The sequence below is a fragment of the Corynebacterium lipophiloflavum DSM 44291 genome, from assembly GCF_000159635.1.
Taxonomy (GTDB): Bacteria; Actinomycetota; Actinomycetes; order Mycobacteriales; family Mycobacteriaceae; genus Corynebacterium; species Corynebacterium lipophiloflavum.
This window is the reverse complement of the sequence record NZ_GG667192.1, coordinates 400,171-421,678: the sequence shown is the minus strand read 5'-3', so window position 1 is coordinate 421,678 and position 21,508 is coordinate 400,171. Positions and strand designations below refer to the sequence as shown.

Genomic DNA, 21,508 nt, shown 5'->3' with positions numbered 1-21,508 from the left:
GCACAACTGCCTCGCCCACGATGCGGGTGAGCAGCTTGACGGCGCGGATGGCGTCGTCGTTGCCCGGGATCGGGAAGTTCACGACGTCCGGATCGCAGTTGGTGTCCAACACGGCGACGACCGGGATGCGCAGCTTCTGCGCCTCGGAGATCGCGATATGCTCCTTGTTGGTGTCAACGATCCAGAGCGCGGAGGGAGCCTTGGTCATGTCGGCGATGCCGCCGAGAACGCGCTCGAGCTTGATGCGCTCGCGGGTCAGCATGAGCACTTCCTTCTTGCCGCGGCCTGCGTAACCCTCTTCAGCAGCGTCCATTGCCTGGAGCTCCTTCATGCGGGCGATGCGCTTGGACACGGTCTGGAAGTTGGTGAGCATGCCACCGAGCCAGCGGTGGGTGACGTACGGCATGCCGACGCGCTGCGCCTCTTCCTGGATCGGCTCCTGGGCCTGCTTCTTCGTGCCGACGAACAGGATCGTGCCGCCGTGGGCGACGGTCTCCTTGACAAACTCGAACGCCTCGTCGATGTAGGTCAGGGTCTGCTGAAGGTCAATGATGTAGATGCCGTTGCGGTCGGTGAAGATGAAGCGGCGCATCTTCGGGTTCCAGCGACGCGTCTGGTGGCCAAAGTGCACACCCGCGTCGAGGAGTTCGCGCATGGTTACAACTGCCATGGGAAGTTCTCCTTCGGAGAGAAATAGTTCGGTTACTGGTCGTACTGCGCGGGTTTTTATCCCGCGCCCTGGCACCGTGCCTGCCCGGCACCCTCGTACTGTGGGACCGTTGCTGAGCTGGCATTATCCGGCGCGCGAAGTCAATCTGCTGCAGGCTTGGTCAGACTGCGACAAACTGCGTCGACAAATATACGGCAATTGTCAGCAAAATCATAATTGTACTGCGCGTCTCTTTTCGGGATGCCGCTTTGCTTAAGGTCTTCGCCGAGAAGGTTTCAGCGCCTAAAACGCACCCCTAAACGCACGAAATTGCGCTGACGTCTTTACCCCGACGCCCCCGGCCGCGAGCACCGTTATCCACAGCAACGAGGTTATCCACAACAATTCACCGGCCCGGGGCCGAGCAACCAGCGACGGTGCTAGATAGAAGCATGCGCCGTCTGCTGCCCTGCATCCTTGCCGCTGTTTTGCTCGCCACGTCTACCCCGGCCCACGCCTACGTCGACCCGACCACCGGGAAACCTTACGCAACACGCATCACCCGATCCGCTGACATCCCGGATAAGAACTGGCTGCCCGGACACCGCGGGGTTGATCTCGCTCTCGGCATCGGAGAGAGCGTCCTTGCAGCGGGTGCCGGCACCGTCGCTTTCGCAGGTGTTGTTGCCGGCACGCCGGTCGTCTCCATCGATCACGCAGATGGGATTCGTACCACGTATCAACCCGTGTACACCCATGTCAAAACCGGTGACCACGTTGATGAGGGAGACGTGATCGGCCGCCTCGCCCCAGCTGCGGGAGCCGAGCACAACGGCCTGCACTGGGGCGCGCGCACCGGCGAGGACGCCTACCTCAATCCGCTCACGCTCCTGGATGCCCCCGCAATCCGCCTCAAGCCCGTGGATGGGCCCGGTCGTAGACGTTCTTGAGCCGCTGCGCCGAGACGTGGGTGTAAATCTGGGTCGTTTGCAAGCTCGAGTGCCCCAGCATTTCCTGCACGACTCGCAGGTCCGCCCCGCCTTCAATCATGTGGGTCGCAGCGCTATGGCGCAGAGAGTGGGGGCTGATCTCCCCCGCCCCGGTGCGTACGGCGGCGCGCTCGACGATGCGGCGCACCTGGCGCTGGTCAATGCGCTTTCCGCGCGAGCCGACGAAGAGGGCGTCGGTGTCTCCCGCTAGCTCACCGCGCCCAGCGGAGACCCAGCGCTGGACCGCATCGGAGGCAGCGCCGCCGAAGGGGACGATCCTTTGTTTGTCGCCCTTGCCGGTGACTTTGACCGCACCCCTTCCCAGGTCGACGTCACCGATGTCGAGGGCGCTCAGTTCGGCGACCCTCATGCCCGTGGCGTAGAGAAGTTCGAGCATTGCGCGGTCCCTAAGCGTCTCGGCGGGGTGGTCGTCGTCGTTGATCTCGGCTTCGACCAACTCTCCCGCCGCTTCTGCCTCGACCACGGTGGGCAGGTGGCGGTTGACCTTGGGAGACAGCAGCCGCGCAGCCGGGTCGGATTGAAGGTAGCCCTGGTTACACGCCCATGTGGAAAACGCCCGCACTGCCGACGTGCGGCGCGCCAGCGTGGAGCGCGCGAGGCCGCGGGACACGGCGTCGGCAAGCCATGCTCGAAGCGTCGGGAGGGTCAGCTCCGCGAAGGTGGTGGCAAACGGCAGCAGGGTGGCCAGATCGGAGCGGTAAGCCTTGACCGTGGCCGGGGAGCGCCCGAGGACGAGCTCGGCGTGCTCGGCGAAGTCTTCGATCGCTTCGCCGAGCTGACTGCTGCGCACCGTACTCATGGGACGCAAGTTTACTCGTGTTGCATCTGGGGTGCGTCACCACGCCTCCACTGTCGGCCGGTGCGCACGACAAGCCCGCGCGCTTCGAGCTCCACGAGGATGTGCACGGTTAAGGCGACGCCGAGCCCGGAGCGGGTAGCGATATCTTCGGCCGTTGCCCCACGCGTTGCCAGCGGCACGGCGTCGTAGACGCGCAATTCGTTGCGGCTGAGGCGCTGGATATCATCCGCGGCGAAGTCCAGCTCGAGTTGCGCGTCGGGGTCGACCTCCCCGACGCGGTTGAGCAGCGCGTGGATCTGCTTGGCGTTGAGCACCATGTCCGCGCGACCTTCCTGGATGGCCAGGTTGGTACCGAGCGAGCCGGGCCCAAGAATCGGCCCCGGCACCGCCATCACCCGGCGGTTGAAGTAGTGCGCCCAGGTCAGGGTGTTCAGCGCTCCGGAGCGAAATGCAGCCTCGACAATGACACTTCCCTGGCTCAGGCCCGCCACGAGGCGGTTTCGGGTGAGGAATCGGTGACGATCCGGCGTGACCCCGGGCGGGTACTCGGTGATCACCGCGGTGACCCGCCGAAACAGCTCGGCGTTGCGGCGCGGGTACGTCACCCCCGGCCCACACGCGGCGACCGCGACGGTGGGCGCACCTGCGGCGAGCGCGCTGTCGTGCGCGGTGGAGTCGATCCCTAGGGCGCCGCCGGAGACCACGGTGTAGCCAAACCCCGCCAGGCCCGTGACCAGGTCCGCTGTGGCGTGGTGCCCATACGCCGTCGACGCCCGCGTGCCGACGATGGCAACCGATCGCGCGAACAGCTGGTTGAGGTTCGTCTCCCCGCTCACCCACAGCGCATGCGGTGCCACACCGTCGGGTTTGGCCTCGGCGAGGTTGGCCTGGCTGACAGCTACTCCGGTGACGAACGCATCGGCGATTGCCTCTGCCGGCCAACCCTGATCATCGGGCGTGACAAGGCTAAAGCCCGCGCCGTGCGCCGCCTCCAGGTCACGCTGCGGTTGGTTGAAGGTGTAGCGCGATTCCGTTTCCCGCGCCAGCGCACCGAGCCAGCTCGCCCGGGCCCGCACGCCTGCGGCGATTTCGTCGGCGTCGCGCCCCGCAGCGAGCAGCGCCTGCAGGTGCCGCGAGGGCCCTTCGATAACACGGCTGAGGTAGGCCCACGATTCCGGCGAGCTCACGCGACAACCTCAAACGCTCCGGGTGCCCGCAGCTGCGCGGCCGCGGCAACATGATCGATATCGGGCCGCGCCGCGCTGTCGAGGTCAGCAAGGGTCCAGGCGAGTTTGAGCACGCGGTCAACGCCGCGCTGCGTGAGTTCGCCGCGCGCCAGGTAGGCCGCAAGCAGTGCCATGGCGGAATCCTCCGCGGGGTACTCCCGGCGGATCAACGTGGCGCTAACCCGGGCGTTGAGGCTTGCCCCCACCGCCGCCCAGCGATGGGCTGAGCGCAACCGCGCGGCCGCGACGCGCTCGGCGATCGCGGCGGAAGGCTCCGCGTCCCCGCGCCCGATCACCGCACCGCGCGAAGACGTCGCCAACGAGATGTCGATCCGGTCCCGCAGGGGCCCGGAGATGTTGCGCAGGTGGTGTGCGCGTTGCGTCGCGGTGCACCGGCAATCCGTGCTGTGCTCCGCACCGCACGGGCAGGGGTTGGCGGCGAGGATGAGCTGGAAGTTGGCCGGGTAGACGACCTCGCGCCGCGCCCGCGTGAGCTGGACCCGCCCTGTTTCCAAGGGTGTGCGCAGCGCATCCAAGGTTGCCGCGGGGATCTCACTGGCCTCGTCTAGGAAGAGCACACCGTGGTGCGCGTGGCTCACTGCGCCTGGGCGCGGGTGTCCCGAGCCGCCGCCGATGAGGGCGGATTTGCTTAACGACGAATGCGGGGCGACGAACGGGCGCTGCTCGACGACCGCCCCCGTCGGCAGCCCGGAGACTGAATGGATCGCGGTGGCCTCGATTTTCTCGTCCAGGGTCAGCGGCGGCAGGATGGACGCCACGCGCTCGGCGAGCATGGATTTGCCAGACCCGGGCGGGCCGACCATGAACACGTGGTGCCCGCCGGCGGCCGCGACCTCGAGGGCGAACTTGGCATCTGCCTGCCCCGCGACGTCGCGAAAGTCCGGGCGCGCGGGGGTGTTCACGGGCGCGTTGCCCGTCGCCGCGTCGAGGGTTTTCCTGCCGAGCGCCCAGTGGTAGACGTCGAGAAGCGAGTCGGCGACGAAGATGTGCCCGCGGTTGACGAGCGTGGCCTCGGCGCTATTGGCGCGCGGGACGATAATTGCGTCAAAGCGGGAGGCGGTGAGCATGGGCACGATCCCCTCCACGCGGCGCAGCGTTCCGCCCAGGCCGAGCTCGCCGAGCACGAGCACGTCCGCGAGCGCGTCGCGCATGAACGGGTCCAGGCTGGCAAGCACCGCCAGGGCGATCGGCAGGTCGAAGTGCGAACCGGATTTCGGCAGGTGCGCCGGCGAGAGTGAAACCATGATCTTCGTGCGCGGCCACGGCAGGATCGAGTTCGCCACGGCCGTGCGGATGCGCTCGCGGGATTCCTTGACCGCGGCGTCCCCGAGACCCACCATGTGCATCCCCGGAAGTCCTGGCCCGACGTTGGCTTCGACCTTGACCACGTGCGCCACAACGCCTTCGACGGTGGCCGCGCAGGTGCTAGCAAGCGCCATGGTCCACGTCCTCGAAAAGGCGAATGTCCATGGTCTCGCCGGTGACGATGACCTCCGCGACGTCGAAACGCACGGGCGCGTAGGCGTTGCCGGCCAGCCACTCGGCGGCGCAGCGGCGCATGGTCCGCAACTTCTTGGCGGTCACCGTCTCCGCCGCCCCGAAGCCGCGCCCGCGGCGGGTTTTCACCTCCACGAACACGACGGTGCCCGTCTCCTCGCGCACGATCAGGTCGATCTCGCCGACCTTCGTGCGGACCCGGGTGCCGACGATGGCGTAGCCCATCTCGCTGTACGTGGACGCGGCGAGCTTTTCACCCGCCAGCGCCAACGCGTGGTTTTCGGCGTAGTTCGATTGCGCCATTGTTCCTCATCCCCCCAATAGGTGCAGTAATCGTCGTTGCACTCATTGGACTGGGAAAACCCCCGCGAGGTTCCACGGGGGTGTGAAAAACCTACAACGCGCTAGGCTTCCGGGAAGGTCAGATCGGGCTTGTCCAACTCTTCGATGTTGACGTCTTTGAAGGTGATCACGCGCACGTAGCGCACAAACCGCACCGCCCGGTACATATCCCACACCCAGCAGTCCGACATGCGCACCTCGTAGTACACGTCGCTGCCCTCGGTATGCGGGATGAGCTCGACGGCATTGGCCAGGTAGAAGCGGCGGTCAGTTTCCACCACGTAGGAGAACTGGCTGACCACGTCGCGGTACTCGCGGTATAAGGAGAGTTCGACCTCTGCCTCGTAGTTGTCCAGTTCTTCAGCGCTCATTGTGACCTCATAAAGTACTCGTGGGCTTGTCTCACGTTGGCATAACTATAACGATGCTCATCGCTCGCGCCGTAGCGACGCACCGCAGCCATGTGCGCTTGCGTGCCGTAACCCTTGTGCCCGGCGATGCCGTAGTCGGCGTAGCGCTGCGCCATCTCGGTGACCAGCCTGTCGCGCGAGACTTTCGCGAGCACGCTCGCCGCGGCGATGCAGCGCGCGGTGGAGTCGCCGCCGATGATCGGCAGCTGCGGGGCGGTGAGCCCGGGCACGCGCAGGGCGTCGACGAGCACATAGCCGGGGCGGGCACCAAGCTTGGCGACGGCCCGGCGAGCGCCATCCACATTCGCCACCTGAATCCCCCGCCGGTCGATCTCGGCGGCCGGGATGTGCACCACCGCGAAGCTTAAGGCGACGTCGCAGATGGCGTCGTAAAGCGAGGCGCGCGCGACGGGCCTGAGCTGCTTGGAGTCCGTCAACCCATCCAGCTGGGCGAGAGGGCGCGGCGGCAGCACGCAGGCGGCGACGGTGACGGGGCCGAAGCAGGCGCCGCGGCCGGCCTCGTCGACACCCGCGACCGGGCCGAGGCCGGCCTTGTCAAGCGCGACCTCGTAGGTGCGCAGCTGCTTGAGCCGGCGCACTTAACCCTGGATGTCGAGGGAGTCGACACCGCCGAAGCGGCTCAGCGGAAAGACCACGGCGGCGACCTTGCCCCGTAGGTTCTCCCTCGGGATCGTGCCCTGGAGCTCGTCGACCATGTGCGCTCGGGAGTCCAGCGAATTGGTGCGGTTATCGCCCATCATAAAGAAGTGGCCTTCGGGCACAGTGACGGGGCCGAAGTAGTCTCCGCCGCACGGCTGCGACCCGGTCGCCGGGTTAATCGGGTTTTCCGGCGGCTGCAGCGTGTACGACTGGTCGATCGGTGCGCCGTCGACCATCACCGCGGGGTCGCCGGCCTGGCACGACACTGTCTGACCGCCGTCGGCGATGATGCGCTTGACCAGGTTGTTCTCGTCGGGCGGCACGAGCCCCACCCAGGAACCGACGGTTTGCAAGCCCGCCACGAGCGGGTTATCCGAGCGGTTGGACACGTACGAGGTGTTCCAGGCGTCGGTGCCCTTGAACACAACGACGTCGCCCGGCTGCGGATCGCGGAAGTAGTAGCTGACTTTCTCCACCGCCACGCGGTCGCCGGAGCCGTTGAAACCGTGCAGCGTGGGCTCCATCGAGCCCGAGGGGATGACGTACATCCGGCCGATGAACGTCTGGATGATGAAGATGAACATCAAGGTCAGCGCGATGACAACCGGGATTTCGATGTACCACGGCATCTGCTTCTCCGCAGCCGGCTCGGCGTGCGCTGCGTCGTGGACATCAAAACGTTCGTTCCTATTGGTCACCCGCAACACTCTAGCAGTGGGCCCGGTGGGCACCCCTGAGCGATGGGTTCGGCTGCCTCGACTGCTCAGTGTGGACTGCTTAAAGTGCCCATCCAGGGTTAGCAAAACTCCAGGTGGGCACAGTCTCATCTACCTAAACAGCGCAGTCCACACCAAGCACAACGAAACCCCGCTGACCGGTGTGGTCAGCGGGGCGTCGTCACGCCAGTGGAAACTAGCGGCGCTCCTTGATGCGGGCTGCCTTGCCGCGCAGCTCGCGCATGTAGTACAGCTTCGCGCGGCGCACGTCGCCCTTGCGCAGCACCTCGATCTTCTCAATGTTCGGGGAGTGCACCGGGAAGGTACGCTCAACGCCGATGCCGAAGGAGATCTTGCGCACCGTGAAGGTCTCGCGGATGCCGCCGCCCTGGCGGCGCACAACGAAGCCCTCGAAGAGCTGGGTACGGGTCACGGAACCCTCGATAACCTTGACGTGCACGCCGAGGGTGTCGCCCGGGCGGAAGTCGGGAATGTCGTCGCGCAGCTGGCCTGCGTCGACGAGGTCAATAATGCCATTGCTCATGGAAGCAATCCTTTTCGGTTACGGACAGAGGAGCCTAGCGGCGCTCACATGAAAGCGCTCGACTGGTTCGTGTCGCCTACAACAACTCGGGTGAGTTTACACAGCTTAGAGGCCCTTACCAAATCCCGCCTGCTTGAGTGCCTCAGCCATCGACCCCGACGCGGGCTTTGCTTGTCGACGCCCACCCGGCCGCTTCCCCGCCTTCGCGGCCGGCTTCGCGCTACCGGGGGTGTCATCGAGCCTGAGCGAAAGCCCGATGCGCTGGCGCTCGACGTCGACATCGAGCACCTTGACCTTCACCACCTGGCCGGAGCGCACGACCTCGTGCGGGTCGGCGACGAAGCTTCGGCTCATCGCCGAGACGTGGACCAGTCCGTCTTGGTGCACGCCGATGTCGACGAACGCCCCGAACGCCGCGACGTTGGTCACCGTGCCCTCCAGGATCATCCCCGGGGCGAGATCGGCGACCTTGATCACGCCTTCTTTGAACGTGGCGGTCGCAAACTCGGGGCGCGGGTCGCGGCCGGGTTTGTCCAGCTCGGCGATGATGTCGGTCACCGTGGGCACGCCGAACGTCTCGTCGGCGAAGTCGGCCGGGCTAAGCCGCGACAGCACGGCGGTGTTGCCGATCAGCGCTTCGGTCTCAAGGCCCGTGGAGGCGGCGATGCGCTCGACCACCGGGTAGGCCTCCGGGTGCACGGCCGAAGCGTCCAGCGGGTTCGCGCCTCCCTGAATGCGCATGAACCCGGCCGCCTGCTCGAAGGCCTTCGGGCCGAGGCGCGGCACCTTGGACAGGTCCTTGCGGCTGGCAAACGCGCCGTGTTCGTCGCGGTAGTCCACGATGTTGCGGGCTAGCGTCGCGCTCACCCCGGCGACGCGCTCGAGCAGCGGCACGGAGGCGGTGTTGAGGTCCACGCCGACGGCGTTGACCGCGTCCTCCACCACCGCGTCGAGCGCCCGGGCAAGCGCGACCTGGTTGATGTCGTGCTGGTACTGGCCCACCCCGATCGACTTCGGGTCGACCTTGACCAGCTCCGCTAGCGGGTCTTGCAGCCTCCTCGCGATGGACACCGCCGAGCGCAGTGAGACGTCCATGTCCGGAAACTCGGCGGCGGCGAGCTCGGAGGCGGAGTACACCGAGGCACCCGACTCGGAGACCATCACCGCAGTGGGCTTGCGCGCTCCGGCCTGCGCGGCGTGCCCCGCGACCTCGTGGGTGAGCTTGTCCGATTCGCGGCTCGCCGTGCCGTTGCCCACCGCGATCAGCTCCACCCCGCGCTCTGTCACTAGGCCAGCAAGCTTATCGACGGCCTCCGCCCAGCGCTTCTGGGGCTGGTGCGGGTAGACGATCGTTGTGTCCAGCACCTTTCCCGTGCCGTCGACCACGGCGCACTTGACCCCGTTGCGGTAACCGGGATCGAGCGCGAGTGTGACGCGCTGGCCCGCTGGGGCGGCGAGCAACACTTCGCGCAGGTTTGTGGAGAACACTTCCAGCGCGCCGAGCTCGGCCTTTTCCTTCAGGCGCATCCGCGCGTCCACCGTGGCGGAAACCTGCAGCTTGGTGCGCCACGCCCACCCGACGCTCTTGGCCAGCCACGACGACTCTTTGACCGCGAGGTCCGCGTGGCGGGCAATCATGCCGGTAAAGACCTCCTCCTCGCCCGGATCGAGCATAAGGGTGAGCACCCCCTCATTTTCGGCGCGGAACAGGGCGAGGATGCGGTGGCTGGGCAGGGTGTCGAGAGGCTCGGCGAAGTCGAAGTAGTCCTTGAACTTCGCCCCGTCGCTCTGCTTGCCCGCGATGACGCTGGCGCGCATCGTCGCGGTGTTGAAGAAGCGCTCGCGCAGCGCCCCCACCAGGTCGGCGTCGAGCGCGAGACGCTCCGCGAGGATCACGCGGGCGCCGTCGAGCGCGCTTTTCGCGTCCGGGAAGCCCTCGGTGACAAAACCCGCGGCCGTGGTCTCCGGGTCGGACGAGGGGGCGTCGATAAGTATGCTCAGCAGGTTGTCGAGGCCCGCCTCGCGCGCGATGTCCGCCTTCGTGGCGCGGCGCTTCTTGTACGGCAGGTAGAGGTCCTCCAGGCGCGCTTTAGTGTCGGCGGCGAGGACCTGGGCGCGTAGCTCGTCGGTGAGTTTGCCCTGCTCCTCGATGGCGGCGAGCACGGTGGAGCGCCGGTCCTCCAGCTCGGCGAGGTATCCGTGGCGCTGTTCAATGTGGCGCAGTTGGGCGCCGTCAAGCCCGCCGGTGGCTTCCTTGCGGTAGCGGGAAATGAACGGCACGGTGTTGCCCTCGACCAAAAGGGCCAGGGCGGTGTCTACCTGCGCCTGCGTGGCGCCGAGTTCTGTCGCGATGGTGGCTGCGATGGTGGTCATTCGTGCGAGTGTATCGCAGCCGCCTTTGACAGCTCCCGCCGCGCCTTATCGACGACTTGCTGCAGGTCAGCCTCGTCAAGCGCCGTGCGCCCCCGCACGATCACACCGGCCAGGGCACTATCGACGCTGTCGATCTCGATGCCCGATTTTCGCAGCGCCTTTCGCACCGCGCGCTGTGCACTGGGAACGTCTTCGACGTCCGCGTCGATGACGAGCTCCACCTCGCGGGCGTGGAGGGTAAATGTGTCCGCCGCGTCGAGCTCGGCGCGCTCGAGCAGCTCGGGGCGAACCCGCCTGGTGCGCAGGAGCGCCTGGTCGCGCCGCCACCGCCTGACCTTGGCATGATCGCCGGAGAGCAGCACCGGCGGGGCGTCGATACCGCGCCACTGCCTGGGCTTGGTGTACGCGGGGCCTTCGAGCAACCCGTCGGAAAACGAGTCCTCCTCGTGGCTTTCCGTGTTCCCGAGCACCCCGGGAATCAACCGGGTCACAGCTTCGGCGATCACGAGCGCGGCCACCTCGCCGCCGATGAGCACGTAGTCGCCGATAGAGACCTCGCGCACCCGATAGCGCTTCCGCGCGTCCTCGAACACGCGGTGGTCGATGCCCTCGTAGCGGCCGCACGCGATCACAATATGCTCCTCGCGCGAGAACGCCTGCGCGTCCGCCTGCGTGAACGGGGTGCCGGCCGGAGTGGGCACGAGCAGCAGGGGCAGGGAGCGGTCGTCGTCTTCGACTGCATAGGGGCGAGGCGAGATGCCGGCAACGTCGTCGTGGCGCGCCTTGTCGTTGCGGTGCTCGGCCGCCGATTCAATCTCGGTTCCCGTGTGACCGGCGGCGACCGCGTCGAGGGCCGGCCCCCAGACCTCGGGCTTCATCACCATCCCGGGCCCACCACCCAACGGCGGCGCGTCGACGGACTTGTGTCGGCCCGTCGCCCAATCGCGCAGGTTGTGGATGCCGACGGTGAGGATCCCCTGCTCAATCGCCTTGCCCAGCAGAGCGTGGCGCAGCGGCTCGAGGTACTCGGGGAAGATGGTGATGATGTCCAGGCGCAGCTTAGACATCCAGCAGGCCCTCCGGCGGGGTGATCGTCAGCGTCTGCTCGCCCAGATCAATCTCCGGAACGAAGTCGATCACGAACGGGACTAACACCTCGCGTCCGTCGTAGTCGATCTCTAGGATCTTCCGGTTCGGCGTGTCCATCACGCCGGTGACCTCACCGACTTCGCGGCCCTCGTGGATCACCTTGAGCCCGATGAGCTCGTGGTCGTAGAACTCCTCCGAATCGTCTTCGCGCTCGAGCGGCGGGGCGAAAAACTGCATCCCGCGCAGCGAGTCCGCCTGTGTGCGATCGGGAACCTCTTCAAAGCTCATGAGCAGACGGTTCTGGTGGGGGCGCAGCGTCTTGATCGTCAGCTCGCGCTCCTTGCCCGGCTGCCGGCCAGTCAGCACCTCCCCGACGGCGAAGCGCTGGTCCGGGTCGTCGGTAAGCACCTCGACGGCGACCTCTCCCTTGATGCCGTGGGACTTGACGACCTTGCCGATGAGCAGCTCCATGAGCGCGTAGTGTAGCAGGGCCTTTTTGCTTATCGACGCCCCACCCACACCCCGAAAACAAAAGAAGACTGCAACGCACAGTGTGCGTTGCAGTCACCTAGTGACGGATACTAGTTCTCCTCAGCGGCATCTTCCTCAGCCGGAGCTTCCTCGGAAGACTCTGCTGCGGACTCTGCGGCAGCCTCTGCCTCGGCCTTGGCGGCAGCCTCTGCTTCAGCCGCAGCCTTAGCCTCGGCCTCCTCCTTGGCCTTCTTGCGCTTCTCGGTGATGGCCTCCGCGCTCGGGCCGTTGTTTGCCTCTTCGAGGGCCTGGTTGAACAGCTCAAGCTTAGACGGCTTCTCCGGGGCAACCTTCAGCGTGCCCTCGGCACCGTCGAGGCCCTTGTGCTTCTGCCAATCGCCGGTCACCTTGAGCAGCGCGAGAACCGGCTCGGTCGGCTGGGCGCCGACGCCGAGCCAGTACTGTGCACGCTCGGAATTGATGCGGATCAGCGACGGCTCCTCCTTCGGGTGGTAGATGCCGATGTTCTCGATCACCTTGCCGTCGCGGCGGGCACGTGCGTCGGCGATGACGACGCGGTACTGGGCGTTGCGGATCTTGCCGAGACGCTGCAGCTTAATCTTGACAGCCATGAAAAGTCCTTCGTGGTCACTGGGCAGTTCAGACACCCGCAGCTTGTCTGCGGGCCGGTTCAACCCTTTGGATTTACTTGCGTGTGACGGGCCGGTCGAGCGTACTCGGGTCCGGCGCTAACGCAGGGTGTGCGCACGCAGAGCGCTGCGCAACCTGCATTACCTTACAACCGGTCGGTTTCAGAGTCCAAAACGGGCCGGAGTAGACTACCCGTTGCTTACCTGGGCGGGAAGGAGGACGGCGATGGACAGTGGGAGGGCAGCCAGTAGCACCCCCCAATTCCGCAACGACCTCGAAGGTTTGCGCGGCATCGCCATCGCCCTCGTCGTGGTGTTCCACATTTTCGTGGGGCGCGTATCCGGCGGTGTGGACGTGTTCCTTTTCCTCTCGGGGTACTTCTTCGTCGGGTCACAGGTGCGCTACGCGCTACGCGAGAACCCCCGCGTAAATCCGTGGTGGCCCATGTGGCGCACCGCCCGCCGTCTCATACCCTCGCTGGTGGTGGTACTGGCGGCTACCGTCATCCTCGTGTTCGCGCTCGTTCCGGGACTGGTGAGCGGAGAACTCCTGCGGCAGTTCACCGCCGCCATCTTCTTCGCCCAGAACCGCGAGCTCGCCGCCCAGGGCTCTGATTACGCCGCTGTGAGCCCGGAAGCATCGCCGCTGCAGCACTTGTGGTCCATCAGCGTTCAGGGGCAGTTCTATCTCGCCGCCATCCTGCTCGGAACGGTCATCGCAGTGCTTGTCACTCGGACGGGCATATCCCGAACCTGGGTGCGACGCGGGACCATCGCGTTGCTCGTGGTGGTGACCGTGGCATCGTTCAGCTGGGCATCGCGCTTCGGCCTTTTCGGCACGGAATCGAACTATTACTCCTTCTTTTCCCGCGCCTGGGAGCTGACGCTGGGAGGATTGCTCGCCCTGGCCGCACAGGTGCAGATTCCGAGGCGGTTCAGCGCCCTCACCGCCGGCAGCGGTCTCACACTGATAGCGTTGACCGGTGTTGTCATTCCCACAACCCTGGCATATCCCGGACCGCTCACCCTGATGCCGATTGGCGGGGCTGCACTGATTGTGCTGAGCAACCCGGCCAATCCCGTGTCATCGATTCTTTCGTCGCGGCCGATTACCTGGCTCGGTTCCGTCGCCTATCCCCTCTATCTATGGCACTGGCCACTGTTGATCATCGCCGTCACCATAGGCTCGCATACCATTCCACCCCTGTCCGTCGGCCTGGGAGTTATCGCGCTTTCCATTGTCCTTGCCCAGGCAACGCACACGGCGGTCGAGGAGCCCTTGCGCATGCACGGCAAGCGCCCGACGAAACAAGACGCACCCGTCACGGCAGCGCTGGGTTCTCTGCAGCGGCCCGCGGGTGCCGCGCGGGCGGCGGGCGGTGTCCTCATCGCCACCAGCACGGCAGCGATCCTGTCGCTGTCACCGATGTGGGAGCGAAAGGTCACTATCGCCGATTCCCCCTCCAGTGCGGAGCGGCATCCGGGGGCAATGGCTCTGCGCGGCGCCTCAGTTCCGGATGTGCCTGCTCAGCCGGCACCCATGCTGGCCTCCAGCATCACCACCCACATCTTCCGCGACGGCTGCGTGATTTTCCAAGATGAGCCGGGGGATGCCGCGCCGGAAGCAGATTGCGTCTACGGAGACCCCGAGGCCGAAACAACCGTGGCTTTGGTCGGCGGCTCCCACGCCGAAACATACGGTGTGGCACTCGACGAGCTGGGCAAGAAACACGGGTTTAAGGTCATCACTTTCATCCGCCAGACGTGCCCGATGGTGTTTACCCCCGGAGACCTGGTCAGCCACCGGTGCGCGAAGTGGTCGCTCAACACATTCAACGAGCTCGCATCCCTCGACCCGGCCGTGGTGGTCTCTACCTCGACACGCCCGGCCGGCTCAGCCGGAGAAGCGAGCCCATCCACGGATTCCGTTCCCCCGGAGTACGTGGAGGTGTGGGATGCCTTCGCCGAGGCCGAGATCCCGTTTCTCGGGCTCAGAGACAACCCGTGGATTTTCGATGCCGACGGGACCCCCTTGAACCCCAACGGTTGTGTAGTCAACGGCGGCTCGGTCGCCGAATGCAGCATGCCCGCCACGACGATGTACTCGCCCGAAGACCCGGCCGCCGACTACTCCGATGCGGACGCCATGCGCCACATGGTGGACACCTCCGGCTGGTACTGTCCCGACGGACTGTGCCCGCCCGTGATCGGAAACGTCACCGTCTACCGGGACCAGAACCACATCTCCAACGCTTACTCTCTCACTCTGGCACCGCTTATCTGGCACCACCTCGGCCCCCTCTTGGAGGAGACGGCCGGGAGTTGACGCGCTGACTTCCGGAGCGCGCGTAGACCTACTTCCCTTTCTTCCCCAGATTCTTCATCGCCTGGGAGAAGTCGAGGTTATTCAGGTCGAGGCCCTCCATTCCCGGCGGCATCTTCCCTGCTCCGGGCATACCGGGCATACCGGGCATACCCCCGCCCAGCTGCTCCTGCATTTTTTGCAGGTCCGCCATGCTCGGCATGCCACCGGGCATTCCCGGCTTCGCGCCGCCACGGTTCTTCACCGGCTTGCGCTTGCCGTTCTTGCCCTTGCGTCCCTTCGGCTTCTTCTTCGTGGCGCTGCGCCCCCCGCCCATTCCAGGCATGCCGGGCAGGCCGAACTGGCTGGCCATCTGCCCCATCATCTTCTTCGCCTCGAAGAAGCGCTCCACGAGCTGGTTGACGTCGGAGACGGACACGCCGGAACCGTTGGCGATGCGCTTGCGGCGCGAGGCGTTGAGGATCTTCGGGTCCTCGCGCTCGGCGGGAGTCATGCCGCGGATGATCGCCTGGATGCGGTCGAGCTGCTTCTCGTCGACCATGTCGGCCATCTCGTTCATCTGCTTGCCACCGGGCATCATCTTCAGCAGGTTGCCGATCGGCCCCATGCGGCGGACCATGAGCAGCTGGTCGAGGAAGTCCTCCAAAGTGAGCTCGCCGGAGCCGAGGCGCGCGGCGGCCTTTTCGGCCTCCTGCTGGTCGAACATGGTCTCGGCCTGCTCGATGAGCGAGAGCACATCGCCCATGCCGAGGATGCGGCTGGACATGCGGTCGGGGTGGAAGATGTCGAAGTCGTCGAGCTTCTCACCCGTGGAGGCGAACAAGATCGGTTTGCCCGTGACCTCGCGGATCGACAGCGCTGCGCCGCCGCGGGCGTCGCCGTCAAGCTTGGTCAGCACCACACCGGTGAAGTCGACGCCGTCGGCGAACGCCTGCGCGGTGGCGACGGCGTCCTGGCCGATCATCGCGTCGATGACGAAGAGGACTTCATCGGGGTTGACGGCGTCGCGGATGTTGCGCGCCTGCGTCATCAGGGTTTCGTCGATGCCGAGGCGACCGGCGGTATCGATGATGACCACGTCGTTCTTGGCGCGAACGGCGTGCTCGATACCCGCCGTGGCCACGGCGACGGGGTCACCGTGGGAGGTGCCCATCTCGTGATCTAGCGAATCCAGCGACGTGCCGGGGTCCGGCGCGAACGTCGGGACGCCAGCGCGCTCGCCGACGATTTGCAGCTGCTGCACCGCCCCGGGGCGCTGCAGGTCGCAGGCCACCAGCATCGGGGTGTGGCCCTGCTTGGTCAGGTGGTTCGCCAGCTTGCCGGCGAGCGTAGTCTTACCGGCGCCCTGCAGCCCGGCGAGCATGATCACGGTCGGCGGGGTCTTCGCCAGGTTGAGCCGGCGGGTTTCGCCGCCGAGGATGTTGGTGAGCTCCTCGTCGACGATTTTGATGACTTGCTGCGCCGGGTTGAGCGCCTCGGAGACATCGGCGCCGAGGGAGCGCTCCTTGACTCGTTTAATAAAAGCGCGCACCACGGTGAGGGAAACATCGGCCTCGAGCAGCGCGAGGCGGATCTCACGGGCGGTGTTGTTGATGTCTGCCTCGGTCAGCTTGCCCTTACCGCGCAGGCCGCCGAGGGCAGTTTGTAGGCGGTCGGACAGCGACTCAAACACTGAGGTGCACGCTCCTTTAAAGGTGAGATACGGCGATTGGCTCGTTACAGCCTAGCGCGTATCCCCGCGATGCAGAATTCTCTGCCTCCCCTTTTAGATGGCTTGATCGTCCTTTTCGCCCGTGCGCACGCGCACGACGCTGTCAATCGAGCTCACCCACACCTTGCCGTCGCCGACCTCGCCGGTATAAGCGCTTTTCACGAGCGTGTCGACGGCCGAGTCCACCTGGTCGTCCGTCACGAGGACCTCGACCTTTGCTTTAGCCACGAACGGCGAGGAGTACTTCGCGCCGCGGTAGTACTCCACGTTGCCGCCCTGCCGACCGCGGCCCTGCGCATCGGTGACGGTGATACCGCACACGCCGATTTCTTCAAGCGCCTCCATGATGTAGACCACGGTGAACGGCTTGACCACTGCAGTGATGAGTTTCATGACTTCTCCTTATACCTTCGGCTCAATTTTGCGCGAAGCGGCCGCGTCAGCGTCGCCGCGGGGGTGCTGGGTGTTGTGGTGGTCTCCGCGGGCCTCGTTGAGGCCGAGTTCTGCCGCGGACTTGTTGCCGGCAGGCACACCACCCGGGCGCATGCCGGGGCCGCCGAAGTCGTATCCGGTCTCGCGGTGCACGGAGTAGTCGACGCCTTCGAACTCTTCCTCGCGGGTGACCCTCCAACCCATCGTGTACTTGATCGCCAGCGCGATCACCAGAGTGATCACGCCCGCGAAGACCATGGACACCAGCGCGATGATGATCTGGATACCGAGGAGCTTGAAGCCCTCGGTGACGTCACCGGTGAAGATGCCGCGATCGCCGGCGAAGAACGCCAGGCCAATGGTGCCCCACAGGCCGGCGACGAGGTGCACTCCGACCACGTCGAGGGAGTCGTCGTAGTTGAGCACGTATTTCAGGCCGACGCCGAAGCATGCGAGCACGCCGCCGATGAAACCGAGAATCAGCGAGGAGACGGGGGCGAGGTCGCCGGCCGCGGGGGTGATGGCAACCAGTCCGGCGACAATGCCGGAGGAAGCGCCGAGGGAGGTGGCGTAGCCGTCGCGAAGCTTCTCAATGAGCAACCAGCCCATCATGGCTGCGGCCGCTGCGGCGGTGGTGTTGATCCACGCCATGCCGGCGAGGCCGTCGGCCGCGAACGCGGAGCCGCCGTTGAAACCGAACCAGCCGAACCACAGCAGGGCCGCGCCGATCATGACGAGCGGGAGGTTGTGGGGGCGTGAGTTGGACGTCGGGAAGCCCTGGCGGCGCCCGATGACCAGCGCGAGCACGAGCGCTGCGGTGCCGGCGGAGATGTGAACGACGGTGCCGCCAGCGAAGTCGATCGGTGAGACTGCGGCTTCGCCGTCGACGACGCCGAACAGGCGCGCCGCGATGGAGCCTTCCGCATGGCCGAGCAGGCCGCCACCCCACACCATGTGAGCGAGCGGGAAGTAGACCAGGGTCGACCACAGGGCGGCGAAGACCACCCAGGAGCCGATCTTGACACGGCTTGCAACCGCGCCGGAGATGATCGCGGTGGAGATCACGGCGAAGGTGAGCTGGAAGCCAATGTCAATGACGTTGGCGTAACCGGTGGCACCTTCAATGTAGTTACCCTCGGCGTCGACGATGGCGTTGGCCAGGCCGAAGAACTCGAAGGGGTTGGCGAACACCCCGCCAATGGATTGCGTGCCGTACGACATGGACCAGCCCCACAGCACGTACACGATCGTGACAATGCCGAGGCTGGTGAAAGACATCATCATCATGTTGAGCACGCTGCGGCGCGAGGACATTCCGCCGTAGAACAGCGCCAGCGCGGGGGTCATCAGCAGAACAAGGGACGCCGATATCAGCATCCAGCTCGAATTGCCTGCAATGACTGCCATTTGGTCAGCTTCCACAGTTTTCACCTCTCAATAAATCTATCGGTCGACAGTTTGGACCGTGTTTACTGTAGAACGACAGATATAGGGAACGAAAGTGGAAAACCCAGAATGCGACAGACATCACAAAACCCGCCACCCGAGCTGGGAGGCGGGTTCGGTTTAGCTGGGAGGAGTTAACCGAGCAGCGCGTCGACGAAGCTTTCCACCTCGAACGGCGCGAGGTCGTCGGCGCCCTCTCCCAGTCCGACGAGCTTGACCGGCACGCCGAGCTCTTCCTGGACCTGGAAAACGATTCCGCCCTTGGCCGTCCCGTCGAGCTTGGTCAGCACCACGCCGGTGATGTTGACGACCTCGCGGAACACGCGCGCCTGGGTGATTCCGTTTTGCCCCACCGTGGCGTCGAGGACCAGCAGCACCTCGTCGACATGCGACTTCTTCTCCACCACGCGCCTGACCTTGCCCAGCTGATCCATCAGGCCGGTCGCCGTGTGCAGGCGCCCTGCGGTATCGACCAGAACCACGTCAGCACCCTGGTCCACACCCGTAGCCACCGCATCGAAGGCGACCGATGCCGGGTCCGCGCCCTCCTTGCCGCGCACGGTGGAGGCACCCACGCGGCGCCCCCACGTTTCCAGCTGATCCGCCGCCGCGGCGCGGAATGTATCGGCCGCCCCGAGCACCACCGAGTGGCCCATGGACACCAGCACGCGGGCGAGCTTGCCGGTGGTGGTCGTCTTGCCCGTGCCGTTGACACCCACGACCAGGATCACGGCGGGCTTTCCCTCGTTGGGCATCGCCTTGATCGAACGATCCATCTCGGGGTGAGCGGCCTCGATCAGCGCTTCGCGCAGCAAGGCGCGGGCCTCGGCTTCGCTGCTCACACCCCGCTCGGCGATCTTGGCGCGCAGCGACTCGGACACCTTCAGCGTGAGCTGGGTGCCCAGATCGGCCATGATCAGCGTGTCTTCGATCTCCTCCCAGGCGTCCTCGTCGAGGTCGCCCGCGGTCAGGATGCCCAGCAGGCCCTGGCCGATGGCGTTCTGCGAGCGCGACAGGCGCCCGCGCAGCTTGCCAATGCGGCCCGCGGCCGGGGCGATCTCGTCGATCGGCTCGCTCGCCGCGGGCGTATCGACGATCGCCTCCTCCGAAACTTCAGCCCCCTCCTGGCGCGCGGCGTCAGCCACCTCGGCGGTGACCGCAGCGATGTTGGCGGCCTCCTCCGCCTCCGGATCCTCCTCGGGATCCTGCTCAGCCTCGAACGCCTCCTCCACGATGTCGCGGCCATCCTCAGACAGGCCATCGACAGCAGGCTTCTCGACGCCCTCCTCGACCACGTCGTCGTTGAGCTCTTCCACTGCGTCGGCCGCATCATCGCTCAGTTCAATCTCAGGCTCCGGAGCGGCGACCGGTTCTTGAGCGAGCTGCTCGTTGAGCTGCGACATCGCGGTCGAGCCGCCCGGCGCGGGTTCGGCGGGCTCAACGGGATTGTCCACGCGCACCGGCTCGGGGACCACCGCCGGTGCGAAGGCGAATCCGCCCTTGGCCTGGTAGTTTCCTGATTTCTCCTGCTGCGTCAGTTCTTTCGGGGCCTGATCTGCGGGTTTGTCGAAGGAGATGGTCTTCGACTTCTTGCGGCTGTTACCGATCACCACGATTCCGACGATGATCAGGGCGATCACCACAATGGCGATCAGGATCCAAATGAGAGTCGTGTTCATGCCCTCCATAGTGCCAGCCAATTGGATACTTTTGTGTATAGCGCTCGCACGGCCGGCGGTGGTTGCGTAAAAGGCATGACCAATCGACACAACGTGTTCAAGCTCATCGGCGCCGGCTCTGTCGCGTTCCTCGCGGGCTGCGCTCCCCTGACCAACGCGTCCGCACACTCGTCCACCCCGACTACACCCGACACATACCTGACTACCGACTATTCTGCTGTCCCCGAGATCGTTGACCTGCCCGCCGACGCCACCCCGGCCACCGGTGAGACGCTGCTCCACGTCATGAACAGCACCTGGGTCCCCCAGCCTGCCGTCGACGGCATCCGCGTCAGCTTCGTCCCGCAGGGCAGCATGGAGGGCTTCCGCGTTGAGGGCGGCCCCTGCAACGGCTACGGCACCGCCATCCACCCGAACGTGGACACCGGCGCCTACACCACCACGAGCCTCCCGGTCACTCGCATGGCCTGCGACACCATGGCCTACGAGGGCGCGGTCACCGAGGCGTTTCGCAACGGCACCCGCTTCTACACCGTCGGCGAGGACACCCTCTACGTCGCCGGTGCACAGGGCGCACTGAAGCTGGTCCGCGACAACTACGAACTGGCGGGGCTCATCCGCTGCGAGATCACGCGGGTGACCCCGTCGCCGCGCATCGTGACGCCATAGAGCACGTTGGCCACGTCCATCGTGGGCTTCTGGTGCGTGATCACGATCAGCTGCGAGTCGCGGCGAAGTTCTTCGAGTAGCGCGATGAGCCGGCGCAGGTTGACGTCGTCAAGCGCCGCCTCGACCTCGTCGAGCACGTAGAAGGGACTGGGGCGGGCGCGGAAGATAGCCACGAGAAACGCCAGCGCAGTCAGAGACTTCTCCCCGCCCGAGAGCAGAGAGAGCCGCTTGACTCGCTTGCCGGGCGGGCGCGCTTCGATCTCGATGCCGGTGGCGAGCATGTCGCCGGGCTCGGTGAGGATCAGCCGCGCCTCCCCGCCCGGAAACAGCGTGCCAAACACCGCGGGGAATTGCTTTTCGACGTCCGCCCACGCATCCGTAAACAGCTTCAGGATCTGATCGTCGACGTCGTTGATCACGCCGAGCAGGTCCCTGCGCGCCTGGTTGACGTCGTCAAGCTGGGTACTCAAAAACGAGTAGCGCTCCTCGAGTGCCTTGTACTCCTCCAGCGCCAGCGGGTTGACCTTGCCCAAGGCGCGCAGGTCCTTCTCCGCCTGCGCGAGGCGCTCCCGCTCGGCGGCGCGGTCGAAACCCTCGCCGGGGCTGTGCTGGGCGAGAAGGTCGGCGATTGCGATGCCCAGTGATTCAGCGGCCTTCGCCTCCGCCTCGTCGACACGCACCTGGGCCTGCTCGCGCGCGATGTCGGCGGCGTGTGCGCGATCCGTGAGCCGACTCAGGCGCTGGCGCGCGGCACTGACCTGCTGCTTCGCCTGCTGGGCGCGGCCACGCAG

General features: G+C 65.9%; 21 protein-coding genes. 3 read left to right on the top strand and 18 right to left on the bottom strand.

The window, feature by feature from the left end; translation table 11 throughout:
* On the bottom strand, positions 1–670 hold a 670-nt coding region (gene rpsB, locus HMPREF0298_RS05130; RefSeq protein ID WP_006840056.1), incomplete at its 3' end, for a 30S ribosomal protein S2.
* 431 nt (positions 671–1,101) lie between these two features.
* On the opposite strand from rpsB, the gene HMPREF0298_RS05125 reads away from it, so the two are divergent.
* Positions 1,102–1,599: a M23 family metallopeptidase gene (locus tag HMPREF0298_RS05125; RefSeq protein ID WP_006840055.1), complete on the top strand. Its 498-nt coding sequence runs from the start codon at positions 1,102–1,104 to the stop codon at positions 1,597–1,599.
* Here HMPREF0298_RS05125 and HMPREF0298_RS05120 read toward each other — a convergent pair.
* From HMPREF0298_RS05120 to rpsP, 12 genes are all read right to left on the bottom strand, one after another.
* On the bottom strand, positions 1,562–2,458 hold the full coding sequence (locus tag HMPREF0298_RS05120) for a tyrosine recombinase XerC (protein ID WP_006840054.1): 897 nt from the start codon (positions 2,456–2,458) through the stop codon (positions 1,562–1,564). The two genes, HMPREF0298_RS05125 and HMPREF0298_RS05120, sit on opposite strands and share 38 nt — an antisense overlap.
* A gap of 11 nt (positions 2,459–2,469) precedes the next feature.
* Complete coding sequence (locus tag HMPREF0298_RS05115; protein WP_006840053.1) at positions 2,470–3,645, bottom strand: DNA-processing protein DprA; 1,176 nt, start codon at positions 3,643–3,645, stop codon at positions 2,470–2,472.
* On the bottom strand, positions 3,642–5,144 hold the full coding sequence (locus tag HMPREF0298_RS05110) for a YifB family Mg chelatase-like AAA ATPase (RefSeq protein ID WP_006840052.1): 1,503 nt from the start codon (positions 5,142–5,144) through the stop codon (positions 3,642–3,644). The genes HMPREF0298_RS05115 and HMPREF0298_RS05110 overlap by 4 nt, the downstream gene beginning before the upstream one ends.
* Positions 5,131–5,505 (bottom strand): YraN family protein, encoded by a 375-nt coding sequence (locus HMPREF0298_RS05105; RefSeq protein ID WP_006840051.1) that lies wholly within the window; start codon positions 5,503–5,505, stop codon positions 5,131–5,133. The genes HMPREF0298_RS05110 and HMPREF0298_RS05105 overlap by 14 nt, the downstream gene beginning before the upstream one ends.
* A gap of 101 nt (positions 5,506–5,606) precedes the next feature.
* On the bottom strand, positions 5,607–5,915 hold the full coding sequence (locus HMPREF0298_RS05100) for a DUF2469 domain-containing protein (protein WP_006840050.1): 309 nt from the start codon (positions 5,913–5,915) through the stop codon (positions 5,607–5,609).
* Positions 5,912–6,553: a ribonuclease HII gene (locus HMPREF0298_RS05095; protein WP_006840049.1), complete on the bottom strand. Its 642-nt coding sequence runs from the start codon at positions 6,551–6,553 to the stop codon at positions 5,912–5,914. Before HMPREF0298_RS05095 ends, HMPREF0298_RS05100 begins: the two co-directional genes overlap by 4 nt.
* On the bottom strand, positions 6,554–7,243 hold the full coding sequence (lepB, locus tag HMPREF0298_RS05090; protein WP_083789524.1) for a signal peptidase I: 690 nt from the start codon (positions 7,241–7,243) through the stop codon (positions 6,554–6,556).
* A gap of 283 nt (positions 7,244–7,526) precedes the next feature.
* Positions 7,527–7,874 carry a 50S ribosomal protein L19 gene (rplS, locus tag HMPREF0298_RS05085; protein WP_006840047.1) on the bottom strand — a complete coding sequence of 116 codons (348 nt, stop codon included), beginning with the start codon at positions 7,872–7,874 and terminating at the stop codon, positions 7,527–7,529.
* A gap of 105 nt (positions 7,875–7,979) precedes the next feature.
* Positions 7,980–10,247 carry a Tex family protein gene (locus HMPREF0298_RS05080; protein WP_006840046.1) on the bottom strand — a complete coding sequence of 756 codons (2,268 nt, stop codon included), beginning with the start codon at positions 10,245–10,247 and terminating at the stop codon, positions 7,980–7,982.
* Positions 10,244–11,314 (bottom strand): tRNA (guanosine(37)-N1)-methyltransferase TrmD, encoded by a 1,071-nt coding sequence (trmD, locus tag HMPREF0298_RS05075; RefSeq protein ID WP_006840045.1) that lies wholly within the window; start codon positions 11,312–11,314, stop codon positions 10,244–10,246. The genes HMPREF0298_RS05080 and trmD overlap by 4 nt, the downstream gene beginning before the upstream one ends.
* The gene (rimM, locus tag HMPREF0298_RS05070; protein ID WP_040422525.1) at positions 11,307–11,807 is read right to left on the bottom strand and encodes a ribosome maturation factor RimM; all 501 of its coding nucleotides are present in this window, start codon (positions 11,805–11,807) and stop codon (positions 11,307–11,309) included. Before rimM ends, trmD begins: the two co-directional genes overlap by 8 nt.
* A gap of 110 nt (positions 11,808–11,917) precedes the next feature.
* A complete protein-coding gene (rpsP, locus tag HMPREF0298_RS05065) occupies positions 11,918–12,439 on the bottom strand; it encodes a 30S ribosomal protein S16 (RefSeq protein ID WP_006840043.1) in 522 nt (173 codons plus the stop codon).
* Between the two features lie 244 nt (positions 12,440–12,683).
* Here rpsP and HMPREF0298_RS05060 point away from each other — a divergent pair, with 244 nt between their 5' ends.
* The gene (locus HMPREF0298_RS05060; RefSeq protein ID WP_006840042.1) at positions 12,684–14,783 is read left to right on the top strand and encodes an acyltransferase family protein; all 2,100 of its coding nucleotides are present in this window, start codon (positions 12,684–12,686) and stop codon (positions 14,781–14,783) included.
* Between the two features lie 28 nt (positions 14,784–14,811).
* Here HMPREF0298_RS05060 and ffh read toward each other — a convergent pair whose 3' ends face one another.
* The 4 genes from ffh to ftsY all read right to left on the bottom strand — a co-directional run bounded on the left by ffh (position 14,812) and on the right by ftsY (position 20,048).
* The gene (ffh, locus tag HMPREF0298_RS05055; protein ID WP_006840041.1) at positions 14,812–16,452 is read right to left on the bottom strand and encodes a signal recognition particle protein; all 1,641 of its coding nucleotides are present in this window, start codon (positions 16,450–16,452) and stop codon (positions 14,812–14,814) included.
* A 93-nt stretch (positions 16,453–16,545) separates the two neighbouring features.
* Positions 16,546–16,884 (bottom strand): P-II family nitrogen regulator, encoded by a 339-nt coding sequence (locus tag HMPREF0298_RS05050; protein WP_006840040.1) that lies wholly within the window; start codon positions 16,882–16,884, stop codon positions 16,546–16,548.
* A gap of 9 nt (positions 16,885–16,893) precedes the next feature.
* Complete coding sequence (locus HMPREF0298_RS05045) at positions 16,894–18,330, bottom strand: ammonium transporter (protein WP_006840039.1); 1,437 nt, start codon at positions 18,328–18,330, stop codon at positions 16,894–16,896.
* Positions 18,331–18,503: 173 nt separating this feature from the next.
* Positions 18,504–20,048, bottom strand: a complete 1,545-nt coding sequence (ftsY, locus tag HMPREF0298_RS05040; RefSeq protein WP_040422704.1) for a signal recognition particle-docking protein FtsY — start codon at positions 20,046–20,048, stop codon at positions 18,504–18,506.
* A gap of 75 nt (positions 20,049–20,123) precedes the next feature.
* Here ftsY and HMPREF0298_RS05035 point away from each other — a divergent pair, with 75 nt between their 5' ends.
* The gene (locus HMPREF0298_RS05035; protein WP_006840037.1) at positions 20,124–20,717 is read left to right on the top strand and encodes an META domain-containing protein; all 594 of its coding nucleotides are present in this window, start codon (positions 20,124–20,126) and stop codon (positions 20,715–20,717) included.
* On the opposite strand, the gene HMPREF0298_RS05030 is transcribed toward HMPREF0298_RS05035, so the two are convergent.
* On the bottom strand, positions 20,645–21,508 hold an 864-nt coding region (locus tag HMPREF0298_RS05030; RefSeq protein ID WP_006840036.1), incomplete at its 5' end, for an AAA family ATPase. The genes HMPREF0298_RS05035 and HMPREF0298_RS05030 overlap by 73 nt on opposite strands.

Bases quoted from the DNA above. Each gene is read 5' to 3' on its own strand.
- HMPREF0298_RS05125 (WP_006840055.1), top strand. From the start codon at position 1,102: ATGCGCCGTCTGCTGCCCTGCATCCTTGCCGCTGTTTTGCTCGCCACG.
- HMPREF0298_RS05120 (WP_006840054.1), bottom strand. From the start codon at position 2,458: ATGAGTACGGTGCGCAGCAGTCAGCTCGGCGAAGCGATCGAAGACTTC.
- HMPREF0298_RS05110 (WP_006840052.1), bottom strand. From the start codon at position 5,144: ATGGCGCTTGCTAGCACCTGCGCGGCCACCGTCGAAGGCGTTGTGGCG.
- HMPREF0298_RS05105 (WP_006840051.1), bottom strand. From the start codon at position 5,505: ATGGCGCAATCGAACTACGCCGAAAACCACGCGTTGGCGCTGGCGGGT.
- HMPREF0298_RS05100 (WP_006840050.1), bottom strand. From the start codon at position 5,915: ATGAGCGCTGAAGAACTGGACAACTACGAGGCAGAGGTCGAACTCTCC.
- lepB (WP_083789524.1), bottom strand. From the start codon at position 7,243: ATGCCGTGGTACATCGAAATCCCGGTTGTCATCGCGCTGACCTTGATG.
- rplS (WP_006840047.1), bottom strand. From the start codon at position 7,874: ATGAGCAATGGCATTATTGACCTCGTCGACGCAGGCCAGCTGCGCGAC.
- HMPREF0298_RS05080 (WP_006840046.1), bottom strand. From the start codon at position 10,247: ATGACCACCATCGCAGCCACCATCGCGACAGAACTCGGCGCCACGCAG.
- trmD (WP_006840045.1), bottom strand. From the start codon at position 11,314: ATGTCTAAGCTGCGCCTGGACATCATCACCATCTTCCCCGAGTACCTC.
- rimM (WP_040422525.1), bottom strand. From the start codon at position 11,807: ATGGAGCTGCTCATCGGCAAGGTCGTCAAGTCCCACGGCATCAAGGGA.
- rpsP (WP_006840043.1), bottom strand. From the start codon at position 12,439: ATGGCTGTCAAGATTAAGCTGCAGCGTCTCGGCAAGATCCGCAACGCC.
- HMPREF0298_RS05060 (WP_006840042.1), top strand. From the start codon at position 12,684: ATGGACAGTGGGAGGGCAGCCAGTAGCACCCCCCAATTCCGCAACGAC.
- HMPREF0298_RS05050 (WP_006840040.1), bottom strand. From the start codon at position 16,884: ATGAAACTCATCACTGCAGTGGTCAAGCCGTTCACCGTGGTCTACATC.
- HMPREF0298_RS05045 (WP_006840039.1), bottom strand. From the start codon at position 18,330: ATGGCAGTCATTGCAGGCAATTCGAGCTGGATGCTGATATCGGCGTCC.
- ftsY (WP_040422704.1), bottom strand. From the start codon at position 20,048: ATGAACACGACTCTCATTTGGATCCTGATCGCCATTGTGGTGATCGCC.
- HMPREF0298_RS05035 (WP_006840037.1), top strand. From the start codon at position 20,124: ATGACCAATCGACACAACGTGTTCAAGCTCATCGGCGCCGGCTCTGTC.